Below are 23,875 nucleotides of genomic sequence, written 5' to 3' on the forward strand. Positions count from 1 at the left end.
CCGGTGCGGCGGCGCGTGTTGCGCGCCTCACCCGGCACACGACACGCTTCGACGATGCAAGCCGCGCCTTGTCAGTCCATGCCGATAGCGGGCCCTGGAGACGCAGCACCGACAACAACATTCGAAAACCGATCGTCCTGACCATGCAAGCTTCCGAATTGAGCGGCGTGCCTCGCGCCGCCGAACGCGCGCTCACGCGCAGCGACTACAAGACCCTTGGCCTTGCCGCACTCGGCGGCGCCCTCGAGTTCTACGACTTCATCATCTTCGTGTTCTTCGCGCCGGCGATTGGGCAACTGTTCTTCCCGCACGACATTCCCGACTGGCTGCGCCAGTTGCAGACGTTCGGCATCTTCGCGGCCGGCTATCTCGCGCGTCCGCTCGGCGGCGTGATCATGGCGCACTTCGGCGACCTGTTCGGCCGCAAGCGGATGTTCACGCTGAGCGTGCTGATGATGTCCGTGCCGACGCTGCTGATGGGCCTGCTGCCGACCTACGACACGATCGGCATCCTCGCGCCGGTGTTGCTGCTGCTGTTCCGCGTGCTGCAAGGCGCGGCAGTCGGCGGCGAAGTGCCGGGCGCGTGGGTGTTCGTGTCCGAGCACGTGCCGTCGCGTCATATCGGCTATGCATGCGGCACGCTGACCGCGGGCCTGACGGCCGGCATCCTGCTCGGCTCGCTCGTCGCCGCCGGCATCAACAGCCGTTACTCGACCGCCGAAGTCGCCGCGTTCGCCTGGCGCATCCCGTTCCTGCTCGGCGGCGTGTTCGGCCTGTTCTCCGTGTACCTGCGCCGCTGGCTGCATGAAACGCCGGTGTTCGCCGAGATGAAGGCGAAGAAGGCGCTCGCGGCCGAGATTCCGCTGAAGGCCGTGCTGCGCGACCACGGCCGCGCGGTGATCGTGTCGATGCTACTCACGTGGATGCTGTCGGCCGCGATCGTCGTCGTGATCCTGATGACGCCCGCGCTGCTGCAGAAGCAGTTCCACCTGACGCCCGCGACGACGCTGTTCGCGAACAGCGTCGCGACGCTGTGCCTGACCGCCGGCTGCATCACCGCGGGTTCGCTCGCGGGCTGGATCGGCGCGAAGCGCGTGCTCGGCATCGGCGGCATCGGGCTGGCCGCGTGCTACTACCTGCTGTTCGTGCAGGTCGCGGCCGATGCGTCGACGCTGCCGCTCTACTACGGAATCGCGGGCTTCATGGTCGGCACGATCGGCGCGGTGCCGTTCGTGATGGTCAAGAGCTTCCCGGCCGTCGTGCGCTTCTCGGGCATCTCGTTCTCGTACAACGTCGCGTATGCGATCTTCGGCGGCCTCACGCCGGTGATCGTGTCGCTGATGATGAAATCGAATCCGCTCGCGCCGGTCGTGTACGTCGCGGCGATCTGCGTGCTCGGCGCGATCGCCGTGCAGTTCTCGAAGGATGCGAAGGACGTGAAGGATGTGAAGGGCACGCACTGAACGCCGGCGCCCGCTTGATGAACGAAGGGCCGAATCCCGCAGCGTGCGGGATTCGGCCCTTTTGCTATGCCTCGGCCTGGCGGCGCGAGTCAGCCCGGTTCAACGCAGCACGCCGTACGACGAACTCGGCCGGCGCAGCGCGTCGATGCTCGCGCCGCCGGCGCCGGTGACGAACAGCAGCAGGAACCCGCCGGCGATCGCGACGTTCTTCCAGAAGTGAATCACCATATCGTGCTGGATGGCGGCGCTCGTCGCGTCCCAGAAATTGTGCCCGACCATCGCGGTCGCGATCGTGTAGACCGCCATCAGCAGCGCGAGCGGCCGTACCTTGTAGCCGACGATCAGCAGCAGGCCGCCCAGCCCCTCGATCGCGACGACGATCGGCGCGACGACCTGTTGATAGGGCACGTTCATCCCGTGCAGATACGCGATGAAATCGCTGTAGCCGAGCAGCTTCATGATGCCGCCCCACAAGAACAACGCCGCCAGCGCCAGGCGTGCGAAAAAAATGACGCCGGAATCGACGGTACGCGTCATGCCTCTCTCCTCGTATGCAATTCGGCCGCTTGCCCCGGGCGCGCCCGGGCGGTTCGACGCCGCGCGGCCCGGGAGGGGACGCGGCAAATGGGCCAGCATAGAGGGTCTTTTCGCCGTGTCCAAGAAAAAGGTTGTAGCAAATCTTTACACTGCGGCGGCCGCGCCGGCGGCTCGACGCACTGAAAAACGCGTTTAGCCCGCGTCGCTCAACAACACGCCTTTCTTGAAGATGAAGCAGCCATAGCCGCGCAACTCGCCGGTGACGATCACCGCATAGGCCTGCTGCGCGCGCTCGTAGAACGCGAAACGGTCGATGCCCGCGAGCGGCACCGCGCGCCCTTCCGCGCGGTCGATCTCGGCCTGCACCTCGCGCTGCACGGGCGGCACCGCGGCTGCGTCGCCGACGACTTCCATCCGCCATGCGGGTGTGTCAACGAACGTGTCGAGCGGCAGCACGGACAGCACCGCGCGCACGACGCGCGCGGAATCGGCGCCGTCGATGCGCAACGCGCGGCCGACCACCGTGTGCTCCGCGACGGATTCCGCCGGGAAATTCGCGTCGCAGATCGCGATTTCGTCACCGTGCCCCATCGCACGCAGCGTGTGCAGGATGTCGGCGTGCAGCAGCGGGTCGAGATTCTTCAGCATGTCGGCTAGTCTCCGGGATCAGGAACGAATCGCATAACGTTACCCGATCCCGGTGGCCGTTGCGCATGCATCGCTCGCGTCACGGCGCCGCGGCCGGCATCTCGTCGATGAAACCGGTGACCGTCGCGAGGCGGCCCGACGCGTCGACCGTGCCGAAGTCCGAACCCTTCACGATCGCCGCGCCGTCGGGCGACACGAGCGCCCACGAGAACCGCAGGTGCTGGCCGAACGCGTCGACGTCGGTCGTGCGGCGAAAGCGGAACGCGGGGAAACGCGCCTGCACGGCCGCGATCATCGCATCGATGCCCGCGTGGCCGTCGCCGGCCATCAACGGATCGCGATAGGCCGCGTCGCTCGCGTAGGTCGCGTCGATCAGCGCGCGGCGACGCGCGACGTCGGGTTCGTTCCATGCGTCGAAGTAGCGGTCGATCAGGTCGGCGTGAATGGACGAGGCGGACGAAGCGGATTGAGCGGTGTTCATGGCGAGGCTCCTTGTGTCGATGAGGGGACGAGGTCGCGAACGTTGGGTGTTTCGTATTCGCGTGCCGTCATCGTCGCCGGCCTCGCGCGGGCGGTCGATTACGTACGAGGTAAGGAAATCGCGCCCGCGCCGCCGCGATCAGCCGGCCGCGTAGTTGGCCGCGTAGTCGACCGCCAGGCTCCACGCCGGATCCTCGTGCTTCGCCCAGTACGCGTCGAACAGCCGGCGCGTCATCGGGCCCGGCCGGCCGTCGCCGATCGGTGCGCCGTTCAGCCGCGTGACGGGCATGATCCCGCCGGCCGTCGACGTGATGAACACCTCGTCGGCTTCGCGCAGTTGCGCATCGTCGACGCGGCCGGCCTGCACGTCGATGCCCATCGACGCCGCCAGCTCGAACACGGTCTGCCGCGTGATGCCGTGCAGCACGCCGCGCTCGGGCGTCCGAAGCCGGCCGTCGCGCACGATGAAAACGTTGAACCCGGGCCCTTCGGCGATGCTGCCGTCCGTGCACTTCAGCACGACCGACTCCGCACCCGCGTCATACCCCTTCAGCAGCCCGGCGACGAGGTCGAGCCAGTGGTAGTTCTTGATCTGCGGATCGACCGATTCGGGCGGAATCCGCCGCACGTCGTCGACCAGATGCAGGTGCAGGCCCTCGCGCAACTGCCGCTCGTTCGCGACCGAGCCGTACGGCACCGCGAACGCGATGAACTGGTTCACCGCGTCGCGCGGGTCGCGGCTGAAGGTGGGCGATACGCCGCGCGTGCACAGCATTTCGACGTACGCGTTGCGCAGGCCCGAGCGGCGCACGCATTCGACGAGGATGTCGCGCAGCGCGTCGTCGCCCAACGGCACGTCCAGCCGCAGCCTCGCCAGCGAGCGCCTGAACCGCGCGATGTGCCGGTCGAGGCGGAAGAAGCGGCCGTTCCACACGTGCACGGTGTCGTACGTGACGTCCGAATGCAGGAAACCCCAGTCGAGCACCGACACGCGCGCGTCGGCGATCGGAATGAAGCGGCCATTCATGTACGCGGCGCCCGGCGGATACGTGGATGCTTCGGCAGACTGAATGCTCTCCGGTGCCGTACGTTTCACGTCGGGCGCGTGCGGCGCGTAGTCGACCTGCGCGACAAACGACGCGCGATCGGCGTCGAACACGCTGCGATGCACGACCGCATTCGGCCCCGCCGCGCGATCGAACGACAGCTTGCCGTCGAGATGGTCGATCTCGTGCTGCATCAGCTCCGACACATCGGGCGACAGCGCGTCGCGCCGATGCAGCTCGCCGTCGAGCGTCGTGTACTGCACGCTCACCGACGCGTGGCGCTCGACACGCACGAACAGGTCGGGAAAGCACATGCAGTCGTCCCACAGCGTCATCCGCGCGTCGCTGCGCCACACGATTTCGGGGTTCACGATCACGTCGGGCCAGCCATCCAGCGCGAGCGCGATCATCCGTTGCCCGACGCCGATCTGCGGCGCGGCGACCGCGCGGCCGAAACCGTGTTCGTCGCGAAACGCGCGCAGCGCGGCACGCAGTGCGCCGGCGGCTTCGCGCACGGCGGGATCGGTAACGTCGCCGACCGGCCGCGCGACGTCGCGCAGCGATGCGGTGCCCACCGGAAGAATCCGTGTATTCATTTCACTACCTCCGACAAAGTCACCTTGTTGCCTCCCTTGAACGTCGAAATCGTTGCCGCCGGATTGCGCAGCTCGCCGTTCGCGTCGAACGCGATCCGGCCGGTCACGCCCTGGAAGTCGACGCGATGCAGCGCGTCGACGATCTTCGCCGGATCGGTGGACTGCGCGAGCATCACCGCGTGGTAGACGGCCATCATCGCGTCGTAGGCGTACGGCGCGTAGAGCTGCACGGGGGCGCCGTACTTCCGCGTGAAGCGCGCCGCGAACGCGGGGCCGCCCGGCATCTTCGCGAGGCTTCGGCCGCCGTCCGCGCACACGAGGTTGCCGTCGAGCGCATCGCCGGCCAGTTTCAGGATCTCGTGCGTGCACAGACCGTCGCCGCCCAGCAGCGGCACGGCGATCCGCAGCTTCTTCATCTGCTTGAGCATCGGCCCGCCCTGCGTGTCCATGCCGCCGAAGAAGATCGCGTCGGGCGCACGGCCCTTGAGCAGCGTCAGCGGCGCGCCGAAGTCGAACGCCTTGTCGGTCGTGTATTCGCGTGCGACCACGGCGGCGCCCGTGTTCCCGAGCCCGCCGGCGAACACGTCCGCGATGCCCTGCCCGTAGGCCGTGCGATCGTCGACGACACCGATGCGGCGCGCGTGCAACTGCTCGACCGCATAGCGCGCGACTGCCTGCCCGAGAAAGTCGTCGTTCGCGAGCATCCGGAACGTGGTGCGATAGCCGAGACGCGTGAACGCCGGATTGGTGGCCGACGGCGTGAGCTCCGCGATGTTCGCCGTCGCGTAGAGCCGCGCGACGGCGATCGACGTCCCCGAATTCTGGTGGCCGATCACGGCGCTGACGTGCGTATCGACGAAGCGCTGCGCGACCGTCGTCGCGACCTTCGGGTCGGCCTGGTCGTCCTGCGCGTCGAGCACGAACGTGACCGGATGCCCGGCGACGCCTGGATGCGCCGCGTTGATTTCGTCGATCGCGAGCCGAATGCCGCGCGCGCTGTCCTCGCCGAAATGCGCCTGCGCACCCGTGAGCGCGCCGGCAAAACCCACGACGACCGTATCCGCGCCGAACGCGGGAACGGCCGGTACAAGCGATACAAGTGGCACCAGCAGCACGAGCGGCGCCAGCAGCAGATGTCGGAAACGCATGATGTTTTCCTCGCAGCTTCATCGTTGACGGGTGCTACGATTATCGGCAGCCGTCGCGAAATCCGATAAACATCGGGCGGCATCATTCGCGAGTTTGTTTCGTTTTTTCTCTCCGAAGGAAATCCGATGAATCCCGCCGCCACACCGCTCGACGATTTCGACCTGCGGATCCTCGCCCGCCTCCAGCACGACAACCAGATCACCAACCAGGCGCTCGCCGCCGAGATCGGCCTGAGCCCGCCCGCATGCCTGCGCCGCGTGAAGCGGCTGCGCGACGAGCGCTATATCCAGCAGGACGTTTCCGTCGTCGATCCGACCAAGGTCGGCCTCCCGTTGACGATGCTCGTCCTCGTGCAGGTCGAGCGCGAACGGGTCGACCTGCTCGACGAATTCAAGCGGTTCCTGAAGTCGCTGCCGGAAGTCATGCAGTGTTATGTGGTGACGGGGCGCGCCGATTTCGTGCTGATGATCGCGATGCGCGACATCGACCACTACGAGGAGTTTTCCACGCGCGTATTCCGGCAGCACCACAACATTCGTCACTTCGAAACGATGGTCGTGATGTCGCGCGTCAAGGTCGGGCTGTCGCTGCCGATCGACATCGCGTAACGATCGCCGCAATGAAAACGGGCGCCGTCGGGCGCCCGCATCGTCCGGCGGCATCGGCCGCGCGCGTCAGGTCACCGGCGCCGGATTGAACAGCGTCAGCGCATTCGCGAGCTTCCACTGCTCGGCCCACGTGCGGCGCTTGCCGCTCGCGACGTCGAGCATCAGCCGGAACAGTTCCCAGCCGGTGTCCTCGATCGTCGCCGTGCCGGTCGCGATCCGCCCCGCGTCGAGATCCATCAGGTCGTGCCAGCGGCGCGCGAGATCGCTGCGCGTCGCGACCTTGATCACCGGCACCTGTGCGAGGCCGTACGGCGTGCCGCGGCCGGTCGTGAAAACGTGCAGGTTCATCCCGGCCGCGAGCTGCAGCGTGCCGCAGATGAAGTCGCTCGCGGGCGTCGCCGCATAAAGCAGCCCCTTCTGCTTCGCGCGATCGCCGGGACGCACGACACCGGCGATCGGCGCGCTGCCCGACTTCACGATCGAGCCCATCGCCTTCTCGACGATGTTCGACAGGCCGCCCTTCTTGTTGCCGGGCGTCGTGTTCGCGCTGCGGTCGACGCGGCCGCGCTGCAGGTAACGGTCGTACCAGTCCATCTCGCGAATGATCTCGCGCGCAACGTCCTCGTTCGCCGCACGCGACGTGAGCTGCGCGACACCGTCACGCACTTCCGTCACCTCGGAGAACATGATCGTCGCGCCCGCGCGCACCAGCAGGTCCGCCGCGAAGCCGACGGCCGGATTCGCGGTGAGCCCCGAGAACGCGTCGCTGCCGCCGCACTGCACGCCGACGACGAGATCCGACGCGGGGCACGTCTCGCGGCGGCGGCGGTTCAGCCGCTCGAGATGCGATTCGGCCATCTTCATGATCGAGTCGATCATCGAGTTGAAGCCGACGTGCGCGGCGTCCTGCAGACACACGACACCGCCGTTGTCGCCGGCACCGTCGGCCGCCACCGGAATCGCGCCGGGCGGCAGCAGGCGCTCGGGCTGAAGCTTCTCGCAGCCGAGGCTCACGGTCATCACCTCGCCGCCGAAGTTCGGATTCAGGCTGATGTTGCGCAGCGTGCGGATCGGGATGTCGGCGTCGGGCGCGTCGATCGCGACGCCGCAGCCGTACGTGTGCTCGAGCCCGACCACGTCGTCGACGTTCGGGTAGCGCGGCAGCAGCTCGGCCTTGATCCGCTGCACCGCATGCTCGACGACGCCCGACACGCACTGCACGGTCGTCGTGATCGCGAGGATGTTGCGCGTGCCGACCGAGCCGTCGGCATTGCGGAAGCCCTCGAACGTATAGCCTTCGAGCGGCGGCAGCGGCGGCGCGGCACGCGTCGCGAGCGGCAGGTTGTCCAGCCCCGGCGGCTCGGGCATGCGCATCGTGCGCTCGTTGACCCAGCTGCCGCGTCGCAGCTCGGCCAGCGCATAACCGATCACCACGTTGTAGCGGACGATCGGGTCGCCGGCCGCGAGGTCGACCAGCGCGACCTTGTGCCCCTGCGGCACGCCTTCGCGCAGCGTCAGCCCGTCGGCGAACGTCGCGCCCTCGGGCAGGCCGCCGTCGTTGACGACGATCGCGACGTTGTCGTCCGGATGCACACGGATGTAGAGCGGGGAAGCAGTCATCGGAAATCCTGGAGGCTGTCGGCCATATTGTTAGTCATCATACGACATTCAACTCTGGCCGGCGATGCTGCGTAAACCCTTATCCGGAAAGACCCTATCATTTACCCGCCAGCAAACCGCTTGCGTGGTCCTTTCCCTCGTTGTACGATGACATACAACGACATCGCCAATTTGGCTCGTATGCCGTTCCCGACGAACCAGCACTCGCGCTAGACGGACGACCCAACCATGACTTCACCGCAAGAACTCAAACAGATCATCTCCCACGGCCTGCTGTCCTTTCCGCTGACGGACTTCGACGCCGACGGCAGCTTCCGCCCGTCCACCTATGCCGAGCGCCTGGAATGGCTCGCGCCGTACGGTGCGAGCGCGCTGTTCGCGGCCGGCGGCACCGGTGAATTCTTCTCGCTCACGCAGCGCGAGTATTCGGACGTGATCCGCGTCGCGACGGAAACCTGCAAGGGCAAGGTGCCGATCCTCGCCGGCGCGGGCGGCGCGACGCGCGTCGCGATCGAATATGCACAGGAGGCCGAGCGCCTCGGCGCGAGCGGCGTGCTGCTGATGCCGCATTACCTGACCGAAGCCAGCCAGGAAGGGATCGCCGAGCACGTCGAGCAGGTGTGCCGCGCACTGAAGATCGGCGTCGTGGTGTACAACCGTGCGAATTCGAAGCTGAACGCCGACATGCTCGAGCGCCTCGCCGATCGTTGCCCGAACCTGATCGGCTTCAAGGACGGCGTCGGCGAAATCGAAAGCATGGTGACGATCCGCCGCCGCCTCGGCGACCGCTTCGCGTATCTCGGCGGCCTGCCGACGGCCGAAGTCTATGCCGCCGCGTACAAGGCGCTCGGCGTGCCGGTGTATTCGTCGGCCGTGTTCAACTTCATCCCGAAGACGGCGATGGAGTTCTACGAAGCGATCGCGAAGGACGACCACGCGACGGTCGGTCGCCTGCTCGACACGTTCTTCCTGCCGTACCTGAAGATCCGCAACCGCCGCGCGGGTTATGCGGTCAGCATCGTGAAGGCGGGCGCGAAGCTCGTCGGCCACGACGCGGGCCCCGTGCGGGCGCCGCTCGTCGACCTCACCGAGGCCGAAGCGGCCGAACTCGACGTGCTGATCAAGAAGATGGGCCCGCAGTAAGCGGGTACGGCCTGCGCGGCGCCTTGATCGGAGCCGCGCAGGCCGGTTGTCGCGTCGCGTGCCGGTTCGACGGTATCGCGACCGTTCGCAGCAGTAACCGCGCACGCATCCGCCGCGACGGGTGCCGCCTCCGGCGCGGCGCTTCGCGTGACGCCACCCCGCCTCGCAGGCCGTCCGGCCGCGTCACATCTGCGCGATGATTCCGACGATCCGGTGGCGCACGTTCGCGAGCCTGACCCGCGTCGCCTCGATCTGCCCCTGCGTCCCGGCCCGCGCGCGTGCATTCGATTCGCCGTCGAGGATCTGCCCGAGCACGTCGCGGTCGACGACCGCATCGAAGAACCGGCCGACCGTGATCGTCGCCGACTGCTTCGCGGTCGCGAGCTGGCTGTTCGCCTGCAGCAGTGCTTCGGTGCGCAGGCCCGGGTCGCGTTCGTCGATGCCGCGCCGGTACTGGAGCGCGAACACCAGCGCTTCCATGTCCTGCCGGAAACGGCGCACGGCTTGCCCGAACACGAGCGAATGCGCGTCGGCGCCCGTGACGACGCGCCCCTGGTTGATCGTCACGTCGAATTCGCTGCCGCCCAGGTCGCGCTGGAATTCCAGCAGCGCATTCGCGAGCACGCGCCCTTCGCTGTACTGGCCGACCTGGGTGCGCACGGATTTCGCGACGTCGCCGATCGCTTTCCACAATCCGGCCGCGAACAGGTGATCGCCACGCTTGTTGATGTTCATCGGGGGTTCCCTCGTTGTCTTTTGTCGGTCTCTCAGGCTTGCCTGCGGGCCGGCTGGCCCGAGGCTTCGCTACTGTAGGAGAAAACCGGGGGACGGGGAAGACGGCAAGATCCACGGCAGTCACGTACCCCGAGGCCGCTGCTCCGACCGCCGCCCTCCATGCTGCCCCGACATGATTCTTGTCGACACTTCGAACAAACCCGTCAGCACCGAAACCCGCCATGCAAAAAACAAAAAAGGCGGAAGCGGCCCACCGGCCACATCCGCCTTTTGGTTTCCGCGTGCCGGCACCGACCCCGACGCACTGGCCGCCGGAAATCACACGCTCAATCGTCGCCGCCCGTCACTCCGCCTTCCCGTCCCGCAGCCGCGGAATCGCGAGCGGATTCTTCTCCTGCAGCCCTTCCGGCAGCAGATCGTCCGGGAAATCCTGGTAGCACACCGGGCGCAGGAAACGCTCGATCGCCGTCGCGCCGACCGACGTGACGGACGGGTTCGACGTCGCGGGGAACGGCCCGCCGTGCACCATCGCGTCACACACCTCGACGCCGGTCGGGTAACCGTTCACGAGCAGGCGCCCGGCCTTGCGTTCGAGGATCGGCAGCAGCCGGCGGGCCAGCGGCTTGTCGTCGGCGTCCATCTGCAGCGTGGCCGTGAGCTGGCCCTCGAGCGCGTCGAGCACGCGCGCGACTTCGTCGAGATCGCGGCAGCGCACGATCAGCGACGCCGGCCCGAACACTTCGTGGCTGAACGCCGGCTCGGCCAGGAACGCCTGCGCGCCGACTTCGTACAACGCGCCGCCGGCCTGGCAGTCGGTCTGCGCGGTCTCGCCCGCGCCGATTGCGCGCACGCCCGGCAGTTCGGCCAGCTTGCCGCGGCCATGGCGATACGCATCGGCGATCCCGGGCGTGAGCATCACGCCGGCCGGCTTCTTCGCGAGCGCCTGCGCGGCAACGGATTCGAAGCGGTCGAGATCGGGGCCGTCGATCGCGAGCACGAGGCCCGGATTGGTACAGAACTGGCCGACGCCGAGCGTCAGCGAATCGACGAAACCCGTCGCGATCGCGTCGCCGCGCGCGGCGAGCGCCGCCGGGAACAGCACGACGGGGTTGATGCTGCTCATTTCCGCGTAGACGGGAATCGGCTGCGGGCGGGCATTCGCGATCTGCACGAGCGCCATGCCGCCCTGCCGCGACCCCGTGAAGCCGACGGCCTGGACCGCCGGATGGCCGACGAGCGCCGCGCCGATCACGCGGCCGGGGCCGATCAGCAGCGAGAACACGCCGGCCGGCATCCCGGTTTTCGCGACGGCGGCGCGAATCGCGCGGCCGACCAGTTCGGACGTGCCGAGGTGCGCCTCGTGCGCCTTCACGATCACCGGGCAGCCGGCCGCGAGCGCCGACGCCGTATCGCCGCCGGCCACCGAGAACGCGAGCGGGAAATTGCTCGCACCGAACACGACGACGGGCCCGAGTCCGACTTTCTGCAGCCGCAGGTCCGAGCGCGGCAGCGGCGTGCGGGCAGGCTGCGCGGGATCGATCGACGCGGCGAGGAAGCGGCCGTCGCGCACGACACGCGCGAACAGCCGGAGCTGGCCGACGGTGCGGCCGCGCTCACCCTGCAGCCGCGCGACGGGCAGGCCCGTTTCAGCGTGCGCGCGCTCGATCAGCGCGTCGCCGAGCGCGACGATTTCATCCGCGATCGCGTCGAGAAACGCCGCGCGGGCCGCGAGCGGCTGCGCGCGGTACGCGTCGAACGCGTCGCGCGCGAGTTCGCATGCACGCTCGATGTCGGCCTGCGCCGCGACGCCGAATGCCGGCGCATCGATCGGCGCGCCCTTCGACGGGTCGAACGCGCGCAAGGTACCGGCCGAGCCGGCGACCGCTTCGGCGCCGATCAGCATCTCTCCTGTCAGTTGCATGGGTGTGCTCCGTGGTTCGAGAATGATGGGCTCATTGTAGCCCAACAGATACGATGTCTGCCGACATGATTTTGCGATTCACGCGGGTCGTCGATCTTGCCACACAATGCGCGAATCCCTTATTTATTCGGCCCATGCCCAAATTGTGGACGTTTTGCGTCGTACTCAACGGGAAAACCCGAGGTTTCCGGGGTCGACCAACCCACATAAACTCCGCACCATGTTATACGACGACGTACATTAAAGTGCCGAATCAGACCACCCCTCGCGATCTTCCGCTCGACCTCGCGCGCACCGCGCGCCGGACCGTCGTGCGCTACTGGATCCTGGCGATGCTGTTCGTCGTCACGACGCTCAACTATGCGGACCGCGCGACGCTGTCGATCACTGGCACGCCGATCCGCAAGGCGTTCGGCATCGACCCGGTGACGATGGGCTACATCTTCTCGGCGTTCAGCTGGGCGTACGTGCTCGCGCAACTGCCGAGCGGCTGGCTGCTCGACCGCTTCGGCGCGCGCCGCGTGTATGCGGCCAGCATATTCCTGTGGTCGGCGTTCACGCTGCTGCAGGGCACGATCGGGCTCGGCGGCAGCGCCGCGTTCGCGGTGGCCGCGCTGTTCGCGATGCGCTTCGCGGTCGGCATCGCCGAAGCACCCGCCTTTCCCGCGAACGCGAAAGTCGTCGCGAGCTGGTTCCCGACCGCCGAGCGCGGCACGGCGTCCGCGATCTTCAACGCCGCGCAATACTTCGCGGCCGTGGTGTTCTCGCCGCTGATGGCGTGGCTCACGCATGCGTACGGCTGGCACCAGGTGTATCTGTGGCTCGGCCTCGCGGGCATCGCGCTCGCGTTCCTGTGGCTGCGGGTCGTGAAGGATCCGGCCGACCATCCGGCCGTGAACCGCGCGGAACTCGAGCATATCGAGCAGGGCGGCGGCCTCGTGCGCACGACCGTGCGCGGCACCGACGGCCTGCGCTCGGAAGGCCGCCGCGTGGCGGGCTGGTACTACGTGCGCCAGCTGCTGTCGAACCGGATGCTGATCGGCGTGTATCTCGGCCAGTACTGCGTGAACGTGCTCACCTATTTCTTCCTCACGTGGTTCCCGATCTACCTCGTGCAGGCGCGCGGGATGTCGCTGCTGAAGGCCGGCTTCATGACGTCGCTGCCCGCGATCTGCGGGTTCCTCGGCGGGGTGCTCGGCGGGATGCTGTCCGACGGGCTGATCCGCCGCGGCGTGTCGCTCACGCTCGCGCGCAAGATTCCGATCGTCGGCGGGATGGCGCTGTCGATGGTCATCATCGGCTGCAACTACGTCGACAGCGAAGCGCTCGTGATCGTGCTGATGGCCGTGTCGTTCTTCGGCAAGGGCATCGGCTCGCTCGGCTGGGCCGTCGTCGCGGATACCGCGCCGAAGGAAGCGATCGGCCTGTCGGGCAGCCTGTTCAACATGTTCGGCAACACGGCCGGCATCGTCGCGCCGATCGCGATCGGCTACCTCGTCGGCGCGAGCGGCTCGTTCAACGGCGCACTCGTGTTCGTCGGGCTGAACGCGCTCGTCACCGTGTTCAGCTATCTCGTGATCGTGAAGGACATCAGGCGCGTCGAGCTGCAGCATCGCGACGCGTGAGATTCGGCGAAAAGGGAAGAAAAACGACGGCGGCCGCGAAAACGGCCGCCGTTTTGGCGTCAGGCCGCGGAATGCGCGACGCGCAGCATGTCGTGCACGCCGGACGTCATCAGCGCGAGGAACGCGAGCAGGCCGACATAGCAGAGCGCGTACGTCGTCTTCGTCTCGATCGACGTCGCGTAGTACACACGATTCTCCGGCGCATCGGGATCGTAGCGCCACGCGCGCTTGAGCTGCGGCAGCGCGAGGATCGCCATCACGATCAGCAGCGGGCTCGGCCGATACACGAACAGCGCGATCAGCACGGGCACGCCCGCGAACCAGATGCGCGGCGACAGCACCGCGGTGATCCGCCCGCCGTCGAACGGCGACAGCGGAATCATGTTGAACAGGTTCAGGAAGAAGCCCGTGTACGACAGCGCGAGCAGCAGGTTGCTGTCGTAGTGGCGCGCGGCCGCGTAGCAGGCCAGCGCACCGAGCGTGCCGACGAACGGCCCGGCGAGCCCGACGTACGCCTCGGTTTCCGCGTCGTGCGGCATCTCCTTCAGCTGGATCCACGCGCCGACGAACGGGATGAAGGTCGGCAGCCCGACGTCGAGCCCGCGCCGCTGCGCGGCCACGTAGTGGCCGGCCTCGTGCACCAGCAGCAGTGCCACGAAACCGGCCGCGAACCGCCAGCCGTAGAACAGCGCATAGACCGCGATCGACGCGAGCATGGTGCCCGCCGACACGAGCACCTTGCCGAGCTTGAGGCCGCCGAAGATCAGCAGCAACAGCTTCGTCATTCCTTGCGCTCCGTGGCGGACGCATCGGACATGCCGGACGCATCGGCGACGGCCGGCACCGCGGCCGGCTTCGGCTTGCGCCCGAAGAAGCGTTTCAGCGCGGCGCCGCCGGCCAGCAGCGCAACCGCGCCGACCTTGAAGAACTTCACCGCGAACGCGCCGATCAGCGCGAGCAGGCCGAGCTTCTTCGCGCCGACGCCGACGATCAGCGCCGCGAGGCCATACTCGGCGACGTGGTCGGTCGACTTGTTGAAATCGGCGTAGCGCTTGCCGTCGTTGAAGCTGATGCTCGACAGCAGTTCGTCAGCCGACGCCTTGTATTTCGGCAGATCGGCGAGCGTCGACGCCATCGTCAGCGACAGGTAGCCGTCGCGGCCGAGCACGAGCGTCCGGTAGTTCACGCCGTCGTTTTCGGCGTTCGGGGCCGCGCCCTTGTCGCGGATGATCGCGGACCACACGAGCCGGTGCGTGGCCGCGTCGTACGCGGGCGCCTTCGCCCAGCCGACCACCTCGGTTTCGGGCAGGCCGCGCTCCTTGCGCCCGGGGTTGTCTTCCTCGGTGCCGGCCTGCAGGCTCTTCAGCAGCTCGTCGGGTTTCCAGTCCTTCGCGTCGTCGTCGCGGATATAGCCGCTCGGCTCGAACGACACGACCGAGATCCAGTCGGCGTCGGGATCGTCGGGCAGCACGAGGCCGACCAGCCTGGTTTCGTCGATCGAGTTGCCCATCGAGCGCAGGTAGCGGCCGGCTTCGGCGGCCGGCACGAACGATTCGCCGGCTTTCAGCTTCAGCACGGCTTCGTGTTTCACATCGATGTCGGTCGGGCCCTTCACGACCGCGTCGTTAGCGGCGGCGGCCGCGGCCCTCATTTCCACCTGCGCGGCTTCGGTCTGCGCGTGGCCGCTGATCGCGGTGAATGCAAGCGTCGCCATGCAGGCGAGCCGGACGGCAAGTTTTTTCATTGTTGGATTCCCCTGGAATGCCTTGTCGTAAATATGCACGGCGTCGGCCCTTGCGTTTTCAATCGCGGGTCCGGCGTCGTCTCTCAGTTGGCACGGGGGCTATGGTAACGCAGCGCCGCGACACGCCCGGGGAGGCGCGATGCTTACGTCGCAGGTAATGCCCAAGGCACTCTGGATTGCCTATCATCTGCTGCATGAACCCGACCGCCGCCCGCCACTCGCCCTCCCCGTCCGCCGGCCGCGCGTCCGGCATCGGCCCGCTGCTGCGCACGTGGCGGCAACGCCGGCGCCTGAGCCAGATGGCGCTCGCGCTCGACGCGGACGTTTCCGCGCGCCACCTGAGCTTCGTCGAATCGGGCCGCGCGCAGCCGAGCCGCGAGATGGTGCTGCATCTCGCGGAGCGTCTCGACGTGCCGCTGCGCGAACGCAATGCGCTGCTCGTCGCGGCCGGCTTCGCGCCGCTGTTTCGCGAACGGCCGTTCTCGGATCCGCAGCTCGATGCCGCGCGCCATGCGGTGGAAGCCGTGCTGCGTGGCCACGAGCCCTACCCGGCGCTCGCCGTGGATCGTCACTGGACACTGCTCGCCGCGAACCGGATGCTCGGCGCGCTGGTCGCGCAGGCCGATCCGTCGCTGCTGCAACCGCCCGTCAACGTGCTGCGGCTGAGCCTGCATCCGGACGGCCTCGCGTCGCAGATCGTCAACTGGCACGAGTGGCGCGCGCACATCCTGCATCGGCTGCAGCGGCAGATCGATGCGAGCGGCGACCGCACGCTGCACACGCTACGCGACGAACTCGCCGCGTATCCGGCACCGGCCGGCCAGCCCGACGACATGCATGCGCGCACCGACTTCGCGGATATCGCCGTGCCGTTGCGGCTGCGCACGGCGGCCGGCGAACTGACGTTCTTCAGCACGACGACGGTGTTCGGCACGCCGGTCGACGTGACGCTGTCGGAACTCGCGATCGAGGCGTTTTTCCCCGCGAATCCGGAGACGGTGGAAGCAATGCGGGCGCTGGCGGACGCTTTGCCCGCGCAATAACGCGTGCGCAACGGAGCGTGAAGGAAAGCGGCACACGAACGCCGGCTTCCAGGCCAACGCCGGTGCTGCCGATGCAGTTGCGCTCGGCATCGACAGCTCGGCATCCGCGACCGGCAGCGTCGCGATCGCCCGCGCGACGGCCTCCGCGGTGAATGCGGTCGCCATCGGCGAAGGCGCGAATGCGACCGACGCGAATTCCGTGGTGCCAGGCTCGAAAGCGGCCACGCGCGCGACGACACGCGCACGAGCGCCCCGCCATCAGCGGCGCTCGAGCGCCAGCTTCACCCCGAGCCCCAGCAGCACCACCCCGCTGACGCGGTGCATGCGCGTCAATATCCGCGGGTTGCGGCGGATCGATGCGGACAGCAGGCCGGCGAACACCGCAACCGGCCCCTTGACGAGAAACGTCAGGCCCGCGAAGACCGCGCCCAGCACGAACAGCGACAGCATCGGATGCGCGGCGCCCGCCGGCACGAACTGCGGCAGGAACGCCAGATAGAACAGCGCGACCTTCGGATTCGACACGTTCGACAGCGCGCCTTGCGCGAACGTGCGCAGCCGCGATGCCTGCGCGCCGTCGCCGCTCGCGAGCGTCAGTTCGCCCGACGAGCGCAACAGCGTGATGCCGAGGTACAGCAGGTACAACGCGCCGACCACCTTCAGCGCCGTGAACAGCCATTCGGACGCCTGCAGCAGCGCGCCCAGCCCGAGCGTCGCGAGCATCGTGTGCACGAGCAGCCCGACGCTGACGCCCGCGGCGGTCACGAGGCCCGCGCGCGTGCCGTCGGACAGCGTACGCGACATCACGAGAACCATGTCCTGGCCCGGTGTGACGATGATCAGCAGCGACGTTGCGATGAACGGCAGCCAGGATAGATGCGACATGGGATAGCTCCTGAACGGGATTGCCGGCGGACGGGAATCGCCCGGCCTGTCGTCGGATTATCGGCGCCTTCCCATGGAGATTGGATGCGTATTCGGCTACTTTGACTATCGGTTTTGGCGCTATTCTCTAGCATTCACCGTTCGGGTAGTCAAAAATGCCAATCAAACTGGATGCAATCGACCGGCGCATTCTGCGTGCGTTGCAACAGAATTCGAACCAGACGAATGCCGAACTCGCGCAACAGGCCGGGCTGTCCGCCACGCCCTGCCTGCGCCGCGTTCACCTGCTCGAGGAACAGGGCGTGATCGACGCGTATGTCGCGCTGCTGAACCCGGCCGCCGTCGACCTGCGATTCACGGCGTTCGTGCGCGTCACGCTGGAGCGCCAGGACAAGACGACGGTCGAACGCTTCGCGCGCGAGATGGAGCAGGCGCCCGAAGTGCTCGAATGCCACCTGATGGCCGGCAGCTACGACTATCTGCTGCGCGTGATCGCCCGCGATCTCGACGACTACCAGCGCTTCCAGATGGACACGCTCACGCAGATCGAAGGCGTGCGCAACGTCGAAACCGAGATTCCGCTGAAGCGCATCAAGCAGACGGTTCGCCTGCCGATCTAGGCGTCCAGGAACGTGACGGCCTGCCCCTGCGGCTCCCCGTTCAGCGCGCCGTCTCGCACCACGACCTGCCCGCGCACGACCGTGTGCACGGGCCAGCCCGTGACCGCGCACCCGTCGTACGGCGTCCAGCCGCTGACGCTGGCGATCCATTCGTCGCGGATGATCCGCCGCGCGCGCAGGTCGACGATGCTGAAATCGGCGTCGTAGCCCACCGCAATGCGTCCTTTGCCCGCGATGCCGAAGACGCGCGCCGGCCCGGCGCTGGTCAGGTCGACCAGTCGTTCGAGGCTCACGCGGCCCGCGTGCACGTGATCGAGCATCAGCGGCAGCAGCGTCTGCACGCCGGTCATCCCGCTCGGCGACTGCGGATAGGGCCGGCGTTTTTCGTCGCGCGTATGCGGCGCGTGATCGCTGCCGATCACGTCGACCACGCCGTCGCGAACGGCCTGCCACAGCGCGTCCCGATGATGCCGTTCACGCACCGGCGGATTCATCTGCGCGAACGTGCCGAGCCGTTCGTAGCAATCGGGGGCATGCAGGCTCAGGTGATGCGGTGTGACCTCGACGGTCACGCGCTGCCGGTGCCGCGCGAGCAACGCCATTTCCTCGGCGGTGGATACGTGCAGCACATGCAGCCGGCGGCCCGTCTCGGCGGCCAGCGCGACGATGCGCCGCGTCGCCTCCAGCGCGCTTTGCACGTCGCGCCAGCGCGGATGGTCGCGCACGTCGCCGCTCGCTTCGACGAGCGCCCGGCGTGCGCGCAGCCGCGCTTCGTCCTCCGCGTGCACGGCCATGCGCCGCCGCCCGTTGCGCACGATCCGGCGCAACACGGCTTCGTCGTCGGCCAGCAGGTCGCCGAACGAACTGCCCATGAAGACCTTCACGCCCGCGCAGCCCGGCAGCGCTTCAAGCGCCGGCAACCGTTCGGCGTTCGCGGCCGAGCCGCCGATGTAGAACGCGTGGTCGCACCACGCGCGGCCGCGCGCGCGTTCCAGCTTGGCCTGCAGATCCTGCGCGGTCAGCGTCAGCGGATGCGTGTTGGGCATCTCGAAGATCGTCGTGACGCCGCCGAGCACCGCGCCGCGCGTGCCGGCCTCGATGGTCTCCTTGTGCGTCAGGCCCGGTTCGCGGAAATGCACCTGGCTGTCGACGACGCCCGGCAGCACATGCAGGCCGCCGGCATCCAAGAGAATGTCGGCGCTCCACGTGCCATGCAACGCACCCAGCGCGACGACACGGCCATCCACGCACGCGACGTCGACCTGCTCGGCACCGTTGGGTGTCATCGCCGTGCCGCCGTGCACGAGCAGGTCGACATGGCGTCGCTTCAGCGCGTCGCGCGCGCCCCCTTCACGTCGAACGGGTTCGTCCATGGTTCAGAATTCGTTCTGGATGTGCTTGTAGCCCAGCACCAGCGCATTGTTCGTGCGCGCGACGTCCTCGGAGAAGTCGCTCGCGTCGGCCGTCACCTGCGGCAAGGCGGCGAGATCGGTTTCCGGCCCGATGCGCTCGGTCGAGCGCACGTAGAAGCCCGGCGGCAGGTGGCAGCCGTCGACGACCGCGTTGTAGCGCACCACGCAGCCGTCGTCGATGGTGCAGTTGAACAGCACGCTGTTGAAGCCGACGAACACGCCGTTGCCGACCTTGCACGGCCCGTGGACGATCGCGCGATGCGCGATCGACGTGTGCTGGCCGATGGTGACGCTCGCGCCCGACTTCGAATGAATCACCACGCCGTCCTGGATGTTCGAATGCGCACCGATCACGATCGGCGCGATCCGGCCGTCGCCATCCGTTTCGTCGGCGCGGATCACCGCGTACGGGCCGATGAACACGTTCTCCTCGACGATCACGAGCCCGCACAGAATGGCGGTCGGATCGACGAATGCACTCGGGTGTATCTGCGGCAGGTCGCCGCGCGGGTTCTTTCTGATCATCAGGATTCCTGTCTTGACATCGAACGGCCGCGCTTGATCCGCTCGAACAGGCCCGGATCGCGCCACTGTCCGGCGATGGCCGGCGCGAACACGATGTCGTCCAGGTCGATGCGGCCCATGCGCGGGTTGAACGCATCGTCGCGAAAACACTGCGCGTAGCCGGTCTCGGTTTCGTGAACGATGATCGAATGCAGCCGCACGCCGGCTTCGCCGTTCGACATGCGCGTGCAGGACAGCGCCGCATCGACGAGGCGAAAGAACACGCGCGAGAACTGCTCGGCGCTCGGCGACACCGGCAGCAGCACCCAGCGCTCGGAATGCCGGCGCATGCTCTCGACATAGCAGGGATCGTCGTCCGACCACAGCGTCACCGCGTGGTCGAACGCGTCGATCAGGTCGCGCACGTCGCCCTTGAGCAGCCCGAAGTCGTAGATCATCTGCCCGTGGTCCAGCGCATGCGCCTCGAGCAGCAACTCGACGCGATACGAATGGCCATGGATCGAATGCGAGCAGCGCCGCGTGCTGCAGCCGCGCACCACGTGCGCGTTCTCGAACCGGAACAGCTTGCGGATCAGCATGCGTCGGCGCCTTCGCGAACCGGCGCGGCCCAGGCCACCGCATCGTGCGGGTGCAGGCTTTCCAGATGGCGCACGTGCACGCGCGAGTGCGCATGGCGGCCGTCCAGCGCGGCCTGGACCCGGCGCGCGGCATCCTCGACGAACATCAGGTTGCCGCCGTTCAGCACCGCGAACGCCTGCTCGTCCGCGCGCTTGACGGCCGTCTGCACCGGCGTGCCGAGCGCGTGCTCGATGCGATCGATCAGGTCGATCAGCCCGAGCGTCGCGCCATCAGCCGGCAGCCCCACGCTGACGACGGCTTCGCTACGCTGGCTGTGCGGCGTGGCCGCCGTCGCATGCCGTTTCAGCCACGCGGCGACCGCTGCCGGTTCCACGCGATCGTCGCGGCCGAACGCCGCCAGGAACGCCTGTTCGACCCAGTGCCGCGACAGCGCGGCCGAGCACGGGCACGTCGACGAATAGACGACCGTCACCTGCGCGCGCAGCTCGAACCCGACGTCGGTCAGCGTCGCGTCGATCCGGACCGGATAGGCCTTCCACCCGGCAAGCCCGTCGGTCACCAGCGCGGCGCGGCGCGCCAGCAGGTCGAAGTGCAGCCGTAGCCGAGCACGGCGCGTGTCGCAGTCGCGATGGCTGTCGACCATCGCCTGCAGCACCGGCCGAAGGCCGGCCGGCGACAGCGCGGCGCCATCGCCGAGCCCGTCGAGCAGCCTGTACAGCCGCGACATGTGGATGCCCTTCACGTGCGGTGCGGGAAGGTCGACCTGCACGTCGGCGCGCGCATGCACGTCGCGCCGGCAGCCGGGCTCGGCCACCGCAACGGGCAGGTCGATGCCCTGCATGCCGACCCATTCGAGCGGGCGGCGGCCCGGCGCGGCATCGGTCAGGGAGATATCGGGAAGGGGGGCATTCATGCTCGGGATCCGGTGGAGCGCCTTCTCCATCCGGATCGATGCAGGACGCGCGTTCAGGTCAGGGCCAGTCGCGAAACGGGTTGTCCCACGTGGTCCAATGTTCGGGGCCGGTGGCCATCTCGGCGTCGGTCAGCAGACACGCGTCGAAGCGCGCGCGCAGCGCGGGCTCGTCCATGTCCATGCCGATCAGCACGAGTTCCTGCCGCGCGTCGCCGACGCGCTCGTCCCAGCGGGCGCGGATCTGCGCGACGGCTTCCGCGTCCTGCGGCCAGCGCTCGGGCGGCACGGCCGCCCACCAGTGGCCGGCCGGCCCGTGCCGCGCGACCGCGCCGGCCTGCGACCACGAACCGGCGACGGTCGGATGGGTGGCCAGCCAGTAGAACCCCTTCGAGCGGACGACGCCCGGCCATTCGCTTTCGACGAGCGCGAAGAAGCGCTGCGGATGGAACGGCCGCCGCGCGCGGTAGACGAAACTGCGGATGCCGTATGCATCGGTTTCCGGCGTGTGCGTGCCGCGCAGCTCCTGCAGCCAGCCCGGCGCGCGCGATGCTGCGTCGAAATCGAACAGGCCCGTGTCGAGCACACGCTCGAGCGGCACCTTGCCGAATTCGGCGATCTCGATCCTCGCCCGCGGATTCAGCCCGCGCAGCAGCGCGACCAGCCGCTCGCGTGCGCTGTCGTCGATCAGGTCGATCTTGTTGATCACGATCACGTCGCAGAACTCGATCTGGTCGATCAGCAGATCGACCACCGTGCGCGCATCCTCGTCACCCATCGATTCGCCGCGCGACTGCAGGCTGTCGCGCGACGCGTAGTCGCGCAGGAAATTGAACGCATCGACCACGGTCACCATCGTGTCGAGCCGCGCGACTTCGCCGAGGCTGCGGCCGTCCTCGCCTTCGAACGTGAACGTCTCGGCCACCGGCAGCGGCTCCGAGATGCCGGTCGATTCGATCACGAGCTGGTCGAAGCGCCCTTCGCGCGCGAGCCGGTCGACCTCGATCAGCAGATCCTCGCGCAGCGTGCAGCAGATGCAGCCGTTGCTCATCTCGACCAGCTTCTCGTCGGTGCGCGACAGCCCTGCGCCGCCGTCGCGAACGAGCGCGGCGTCGATGTTGACCTCGGACATGTCGTTGACGATCACCGCGACGCGCCGGCCCTCGCGATTGTTCAGGATGTGGTTGAGCAGCGTCGTCTTGCCGGCGCCGAGAAAGCCGGACAGGACGGTCACGGGAAGCCGCGTGGACGGAGGGAGGGTGGTGCTCATCGGGCGATTCCGGAAGAGGACGTTGAGGAACGAATGATATATTGTATCGCAACGATATAACATATCATTTCGGACGTCCAGCAGATCGGCCACGGTGCAGCGCTTCGGCACCGCGCGTGGCATGCCGATTGAAAGGTGTGGTTGATAAGCTTGCCGGCGAGACCGTTGGCCGACTACCTACACGATGAACAAGAAAATACTGACCGCGTTGTCACTCTGCGCCGCGCTGCCCGGCGTCGCCCTCGCCCAATCGATCGCCGCGCCGACACTGAAGCCCGGCGATACCTGGACCTACATCAACACCGTCGAAATCGGCCCGAACGGCTGGCGCCAGTCGCGCGACGAGGTTACCGTGCAGCGGACGACACCCGGGCACATCTACATCGAAACCCGGCAAAGCGGCACGACGCAAGCGCCGCACGAATTGATCGTCGACGCGGACTGGAGCCGCGCGCGCAGCGTCAACGGCACGGAAACCGTGGTGAACCGCCCGTTCGCGTTTCCGCTGACGGTCGGCAAGACCTGGGCAATCAGTTATGCCGAGACGAACCCGAATCCGCAGCATGCGTCGGAAGCGTACGACACGCATTACAAGGTCGTCGGCCGCGACACGGTCACGGTGCAGGGCGGGAAATTCGATGCGATCAAGATCGAGGCCGAAGGCACGTGGAAGGCGCAAAACGCGCCCGGGCAGTCGATCACGTCCGGCTTGTCCCGCACCGTGAACGGCTCGACGATCCTGATGCAAAGCCACAACAACGGCACGGCGGAACAGACCGGCAAGACCTACAAGGCGTTCTGGTACGTGCCGGCGGTCGGACGCTGGGTGAAGTCGGTCGAGGAGTACTACGACTCGAACAGCATGCGCACCGCACGCTATACGAACGAACTGGTGTCGTACCGGCGCGCGGGAACGGAAGGCGGCGCGCCGCTGCCCGCTCAGCCCGCGCCCGCCCCGATGGCGCCGGAAGGCACGCCTCCCGGCGATCAATGACCCGGCGCGCGCCCGCTTACGTATAGAGCGACGCCGGCGGCAATTCCCCGGTCAACGCGAACCGGCCGACGTCACGCAGCCGATAGTCGAGCGGATCGTGCAGCGTATGCGTACGCGCGTTGCGCCAGAAGCGGTCGAGGCCGAGCGACGCGGCCGTGGCGCGCGCGCCGCATGCGTCGAACAGCGCCTCGCCGTTGTCGAGCGCCGCGCGCTGCGCGACGATCTTCGCCTCCGATACCGCGAGCGCCACCTCGGCGCGCTCGTCCGCCGTCAGCGCATCCTGCCGCGCCCACGCGCGCTGCAACGCGGCCGCCGCGCGATC

The 23,875-nt window shown here is 67.8% G+C and carries 23 protein-coding genes and 2 pseudogenes; 8 read left to right on the forward strand and 17 right to left on the reverse strand.

The window, feature by feature from the left end; all coding sequences use genetic code 11:
- Nucleotides 1–143: 143 nt before the first annotated feature.
- Entirely contained in the window at nt 144–1,463 is a 1,320-nt protein-coding gene (locus DPV74_RS24215; protein WP_027790506.1) for an MFS transporter, read from the forward strand.
- A 99-nt stretch (nt 1,464–1,562) separates the two neighbouring features.
- Here the strand turns inward: DPV74_RS24215 and DPV74_RS24220 are convergent, their stop codons facing one another.
- The 5 genes from DPV74_RS24220 to DPV74_RS24240 all read right to left on the reverse strand — a co-directional run bounded on the left by DPV74_RS24220 (nt 1,563) and on the right by DPV74_RS24240 (nt 5,918).
- Nucleotides 1,563–2,000: a DoxX family protein gene (locus DPV74_RS24220; protein WP_119338096.1), complete on the reverse strand. Its 438-nt coding sequence runs from the start codon at nt 1,998–2,000 to the stop codon at nt 1,563–1,565.
- A 192-nt stretch (nt 2,001–2,192) separates the two neighbouring features.
- Nucleotides 2,193–2,648 carry an RbsD/FucU family protein gene (locus tag DPV74_RS24225; protein WP_021159305.1) on the reverse strand — a complete coding sequence of 152 codons (456 nt, stop codon included), beginning with the start codon at nt 2,646–2,648 and terminating at the stop codon, nt 2,193–2,195.
- Between the two features lie 79 nt (nt 2,649–2,727).
- Entirely contained in the window at nt 2,728–3,129 is a 402-nt protein-coding gene (locus DPV74_RS24230) for a nuclear transport factor 2 family protein (RefSeq protein ID WP_060083747.1), read from the reverse strand.
- 138 nt (nt 3,130–3,267) lie between these two features.
- Nucleotides 3,268–4,770, reverse strand: a complete 1,503-nt coding sequence (locus tag DPV74_RS24235; protein WP_119338097.1) for an aminotransferase class IV — start codon at nt 4,768–4,770, stop codon at nt 3,268–3,270.
- Nucleotides 4,767–5,918, reverse strand: a complete 1,152-nt coding sequence (locus DPV74_RS24240; RefSeq protein WP_119338098.1) for a branched-chain amino acid ABC transporter substrate-binding protein — start codon at nt 5,916–5,918, stop codon at nt 4,767–4,769. Before DPV74_RS24240 ends, DPV74_RS24235 begins: the two co-directional genes overlap by 4 nt.
- A gap of 126 nt (nt 5,919–6,044) precedes the next feature.
- Between DPV74_RS24240 and DPV74_RS24245 the strand changes: the two genes are divergently transcribed.
- Entirely contained in the window at nt 6,045–6,527 is a 483-nt protein-coding gene (locus tag DPV74_RS24245) for an Lrp/AsnC family transcriptional regulator (RefSeq protein WP_027790502.1), read from the forward strand.
- A 66-nt stretch (nt 6,528–6,593) separates the two neighbouring features.
- On the opposite strand, the gene garD is transcribed toward DPV74_RS24245, so the two are convergent.
- Nucleotides 6,594–8,147, reverse strand: a complete 1,554-nt coding sequence (garD, locus tag DPV74_RS24250; protein ID WP_119338099.1) for a galactarate dehydratase — start codon at nt 8,145–8,147, stop codon at nt 6,594–6,596.
- A gap of 228 nt (nt 8,148–8,375) precedes the next feature.
- On the opposite strand from garD, the gene kdgD reads away from it, so the two are divergent.
- Nucleotides 8,376–9,290, forward strand: coding sequence for a 5-dehydro-4-deoxyglucarate dehydratase (kdgD, locus tag DPV74_RS24255; RefSeq protein ID WP_027790500.1), 915 nt, complete (start codon nt 8,376–8,378; stop codon nt 9,288–9,290).
- 183 nt (nt 9,291–9,473) lie between these two features.
- Here the strand turns inward: kdgD and DPV74_RS24260 are convergent, their stop codons facing one another.
- Together DPV74_RS24260 and DPV74_RS24265 are read right to left on the reverse strand one after the other, a co-directional pair.
- Complete coding sequence (locus DPV74_RS24260) at nt 9,474–10,025, reverse strand: hypothetical protein (protein ID WP_021159300.1); 552 nt, start codon at nt 10,023–10,025, stop codon at nt 9,474–9,476.
- A 343-nt stretch (nt 10,026–10,368) separates the two neighbouring features.
- The gene (locus DPV74_RS24265; protein ID WP_119338100.1) at nt 10,369–11,946 is read right to left on the reverse strand and encodes an aldehyde dehydrogenase (NADP(+)); all 1,578 of its coding nucleotides are present in this window, start codon (nt 11,944–11,946) and stop codon (nt 10,369–10,371) included.
- A 245-nt stretch (nt 11,947–12,191) separates the two neighbouring features.
- On the opposite strand from DPV74_RS24265, the gene DPV74_RS24270 reads away from it, so the two are divergent.
- Nucleotides 12,192–13,571 carry an MFS transporter gene (locus DPV74_RS24270; RefSeq protein ID WP_119338101.1) on the forward strand — a complete coding sequence of 460 codons (1,380 nt, stop codon included), beginning with the start codon at nt 12,192–12,194 and terminating at the stop codon, nt 13,569–13,571.
- Between the two features lie 59 nt (nt 13,572–13,630).
- On the opposite strand, the gene DPV74_RS24275 is transcribed toward DPV74_RS24270, so the two are convergent.
- Nucleotides 13,631–14,356: a site-2 protease family protein gene (locus tag DPV74_RS24275; protein WP_021159298.1), complete on the reverse strand. Its 726-nt coding sequence runs from the start codon at nt 14,354–14,356 to the stop codon at nt 13,631–13,633.
- Nucleotides 14,353–15,315, reverse strand: coding sequence for a DUF2167 domain-containing protein (locus DPV74_RS24280; protein ID WP_119338102.1), 963 nt, complete (start codon nt 15,313–15,315; stop codon nt 14,353–14,355). Before DPV74_RS24280 ends, DPV74_RS24275 begins: the two co-directional genes overlap by 4 nt.
- A gap of 194 nt (nt 15,316–15,509) precedes the next feature.
- On the opposite strand from DPV74_RS24280, the gene DPV74_RS24285 reads away from it, so the two are divergent.
- Nucleotides 15,510–16,358 (forward strand): helix-turn-helix domain-containing protein, encoded by an 849-nt coding sequence (locus DPV74_RS24285; RefSeq protein ID WP_119338103.1) that lies wholly within the window; start codon nt 15,510–15,512, stop codon nt 16,356–16,358.
- Nucleotides 16,303–16,557, forward strand: a pseudogene (locus tag DPV74_RS42160) (hypothetical protein); the annotation flags it as partial. The gene DPV74_RS24285 and the pseudogene DPV74_RS42160, both read left to right, overlap by 56 nt.
- A gap of 59 nt (nt 16,558–16,616) precedes the next feature.
- On the opposite strand, the gene DPV74_RS24290 reads toward DPV74_RS42160, so the two are convergent.
- Complete coding sequence (locus DPV74_RS24290; protein WP_119338104.1) at nt 16,617–17,243, reverse strand: LysE family translocator; 627 nt, start codon at nt 17,241–17,243, stop codon at nt 16,617–16,619.
- A gap of 155 nt (nt 17,244–17,398) precedes the next feature.
- Here DPV74_RS24290 and DPV74_RS24295 point away from each other — a divergent pair, with 155 nt between their 5' ends.
- A complete protein-coding gene (locus DPV74_RS24295) occupies nt 17,399–17,863 on the forward strand; it encodes an Lrp/AsnC family transcriptional regulator (RefSeq protein WP_119338105.1) in 465 nt (154 codons plus the stop codon).
- On the opposite strand, the gene DPV74_RS24300 is transcribed toward DPV74_RS24295, so the two are convergent.
- From DPV74_RS24300 to zigA, 5 genes are read right to left on the reverse strand one after another with little or no spacing between them, the layout of a single operon-like run.
- Nucleotides 17,860–19,236, reverse strand: coding sequence for a dihydroorotase (locus DPV74_RS24300; protein WP_119338106.1), 1,377 nt, complete (start codon nt 19,234–19,236; stop codon nt 17,860–17,862). The two genes, DPV74_RS24295 and DPV74_RS24300, sit on opposite strands and share 4 nt — an antisense overlap.
- Nucleotides 19,237–19,239: 3 nt before the next feature.
- Nucleotides 19,240–19,800: a carbonic anhydrase gene (locus DPV74_RS24305; RefSeq protein WP_021159293.1), complete on the reverse strand. Its 561-nt coding sequence runs from the start codon at nt 19,798–19,800 to the stop codon at nt 19,240–19,242.
- Nucleotides 19,800–20,378 carry a 6-carboxytetrahydropterin synthase gene (locus DPV74_RS24310; RefSeq protein ID WP_021159292.1) on the reverse strand — a complete coding sequence of 193 codons (579 nt, stop codon included), beginning with the start codon at nt 20,376–20,378 and terminating at the stop codon, nt 19,800–19,802. The genes DPV74_RS24305 and DPV74_RS24310 overlap by 1 nt, the downstream gene beginning before the upstream one ends.
- Complete coding sequence (gene folE2 / locus DPV74_RS24315) at nt 20,372–21,292, reverse strand: GTP cyclohydrolase FolE2 (RefSeq protein WP_119338107.1); 921 nt, start codon at nt 21,290–21,292, stop codon at nt 20,372–20,374. Before folE2 ends, DPV74_RS24310 begins: the two co-directional genes overlap by 7 nt.
- A 58-nt stretch (nt 21,293–21,350) precedes the next feature.
- Nucleotides 21,351–22,559, reverse strand: coding sequence for a zinc metallochaperone GTPase ZigA (gene zigA / locus DPV74_RS24320; RefSeq protein ID WP_205571937.1), 1,209 nt, complete (start codon nt 22,557–22,559; stop codon nt 21,351–21,353).
- A 184-nt stretch (nt 22,560–22,743) separates the two neighbouring features.
- On the opposite strand from zigA, the gene DPV74_RS24325 reads away from it, so the two are divergent.
- Nucleotides 22,744–23,553 carry a hypothetical protein gene (locus DPV74_RS24325; protein WP_060083757.1) on the forward strand — a complete coding sequence of 270 codons (810 nt, stop codon included), beginning with the start codon at nt 22,744–22,746 and terminating at the stop codon, nt 23,551–23,553.
- 16 nt (nt 23,554–23,569) lie between these two features.
- Here the strand turns inward: DPV74_RS24325 and DPV74_RS24330 are convergent.
- Nucleotides 23,570–23,875: pseudogene (locus DPV74_RS24330) on the reverse strand (acyl-CoA dehydrogenase); the annotation flags it as partial.

Source organism: Burkholderia sp. HAN2018, from assembly GCF_024704855.1.
GTDB lineage: Bacteria > Pseudomonadota > Gammaproteobacteria > Burkholderiales > Burkholderiaceae > Burkholderia > Burkholderia cepacia.

Excerpts from the sequence above, each read along its gene's own strand:
- DPV74_RS24275 (WP_021159298.1), bottom strand. The coding sequence starts at position 14,356 with ATGACGAAGCTGTTGCTGCTGATCTTCGGCGGCCTCAAGCTCGGCAAG.
- DPV74_RS24325 (WP_060083757.1), top strand. The coding sequence starts at position 22,744 with ATGAACAAGAAAATACTGACCGCGTTGTCACTCTGCGCCGCGCTGCCC.
- DPV74_RS24245 (WP_027790502.1), top strand. The coding sequence starts at position 6,045 with ATGAATCCCGCCGCCACACCGCTCGACGATTTCGACCTGCGGATCCTC.
- zigA (WP_205571937.1), bottom strand. The coding sequence starts at position 22,559 with ATGAGCACCACCCTCCCTCCGTCCACGCGGCTTCCCGTGACCGTCCTG.
- DPV74_RS24280 (WP_119338102.1), bottom strand. The coding sequence starts at position 15,315 with ATGAAAAAACTTGCCGTCCGGCTCGCCTGCATGGCGACGCTTGCATTC.
- garD (WP_119338099.1), bottom strand. The coding sequence starts at position 8,147 with ATGACTGCTTCCCCGCTCTACATCCGTGTGCATCCGGACGACAACGTC.
- DPV74_RS24235 (WP_119338097.1), bottom strand. The coding sequence starts at position 4,770 with ATGAATACACGGATTCTTCCGGTGGGCACCGCATCGCTGCGCGACGTC.
- DPV74_RS24220 (WP_119338096.1), bottom strand. The coding sequence starts at position 2,000 with ATGACGCGTACCGTCGATTCCGGCGTCATTTTTTTCGCACGCCTGGCG.
- DPV74_RS24240 (WP_119338098.1), bottom strand. The coding sequence starts at position 5,918 with ATGCGTTTCCGACATCTGCTGCTGGCGCCGCTCGTGCTGCTGGTGCCA.
- DPV74_RS24290 (WP_119338104.1), bottom strand. The coding sequence starts at position 17,243 with ATGTCGCATCTATCCTGGCTGCCGTTCATCGCAACGTCGCTGCTGATC.
- DPV74_RS24300 (WP_119338106.1), bottom strand. The coding sequence starts at position 19,236 with ATGGACGAACCCGTTCGACGTGAAGGGGGCGCGCGCGACGCGCTGAAG.
- kdgD (WP_027790500.1), top strand. The coding sequence starts at position 8,376 with ATGACTTCACCGCAAGAACTCAAACAGATCATCTCCCACGGCCTGCTG.
- DPV74_RS24225 (WP_021159305.1), bottom strand. The coding sequence starts at position 2,648 with ATGCTGAAGAATCTCGACCCGCTGCTGCACGCCGACATCCTGCACACG.
- DPV74_RS24310 (WP_021159292.1), bottom strand. The coding sequence starts at position 20,378 with ATGCTGATCCGCAAGCTGTTCCGGTTCGAGAACGCGCACGTGGTGCGC.
- DPV74_RS24260 (WP_021159300.1), bottom strand. The coding sequence starts at position 10,025 with ATGAACATCAACAAGCGTGGCGATCACCTGTTCGCGGCCGGATTGTGG.
- folE2 (WP_119338107.1), bottom strand. The coding sequence starts at position 21,292 with ATGAATGCCCCCCTTCCCGATATCTCCCTGACCGATGCCGCGCCGGGC.
- DPV74_RS24265 (WP_119338100.1), bottom strand. The coding sequence starts at position 11,946 with ATGCAACTGACAGGAGAGATGCTGATCGGCGCCGAAGCGGTCGCCGGC.
- DPV74_RS24215 (WP_027790506.1), top strand. The coding sequence starts at position 144 with ATGCAAGCTTCCGAATTGAGCGGCGTGCCTCGCGCCGCCGAACGCGCG.
- DPV74_RS24305 (WP_021159293.1), bottom strand. The coding sequence starts at position 19,800 with ATGATCAGAAAGAACCCGCGCGGCGACCTGCCGCAGATACACCCGAGT.
- DPV74_RS24285 (WP_119338103.1), top strand. The coding sequence starts at position 15,510 with ATGAACCCGACCGCCGCCCGCCACTCGCCCTCCCCGTCCGCCGGCCGC.
- DPV74_RS24295 (WP_119338105.1), top strand. The coding sequence starts at position 17,399 with ATGCCAATCAAACTGGATGCAATCGACCGGCGCATTCTGCGTGCGTTG.
- DPV74_RS24230 (WP_060083747.1), bottom strand. The coding sequence starts at position 3,129 with ATGAACACCGCTCAATCCGCTTCGTCCGCCTCGTCCATTCACGCCGAC.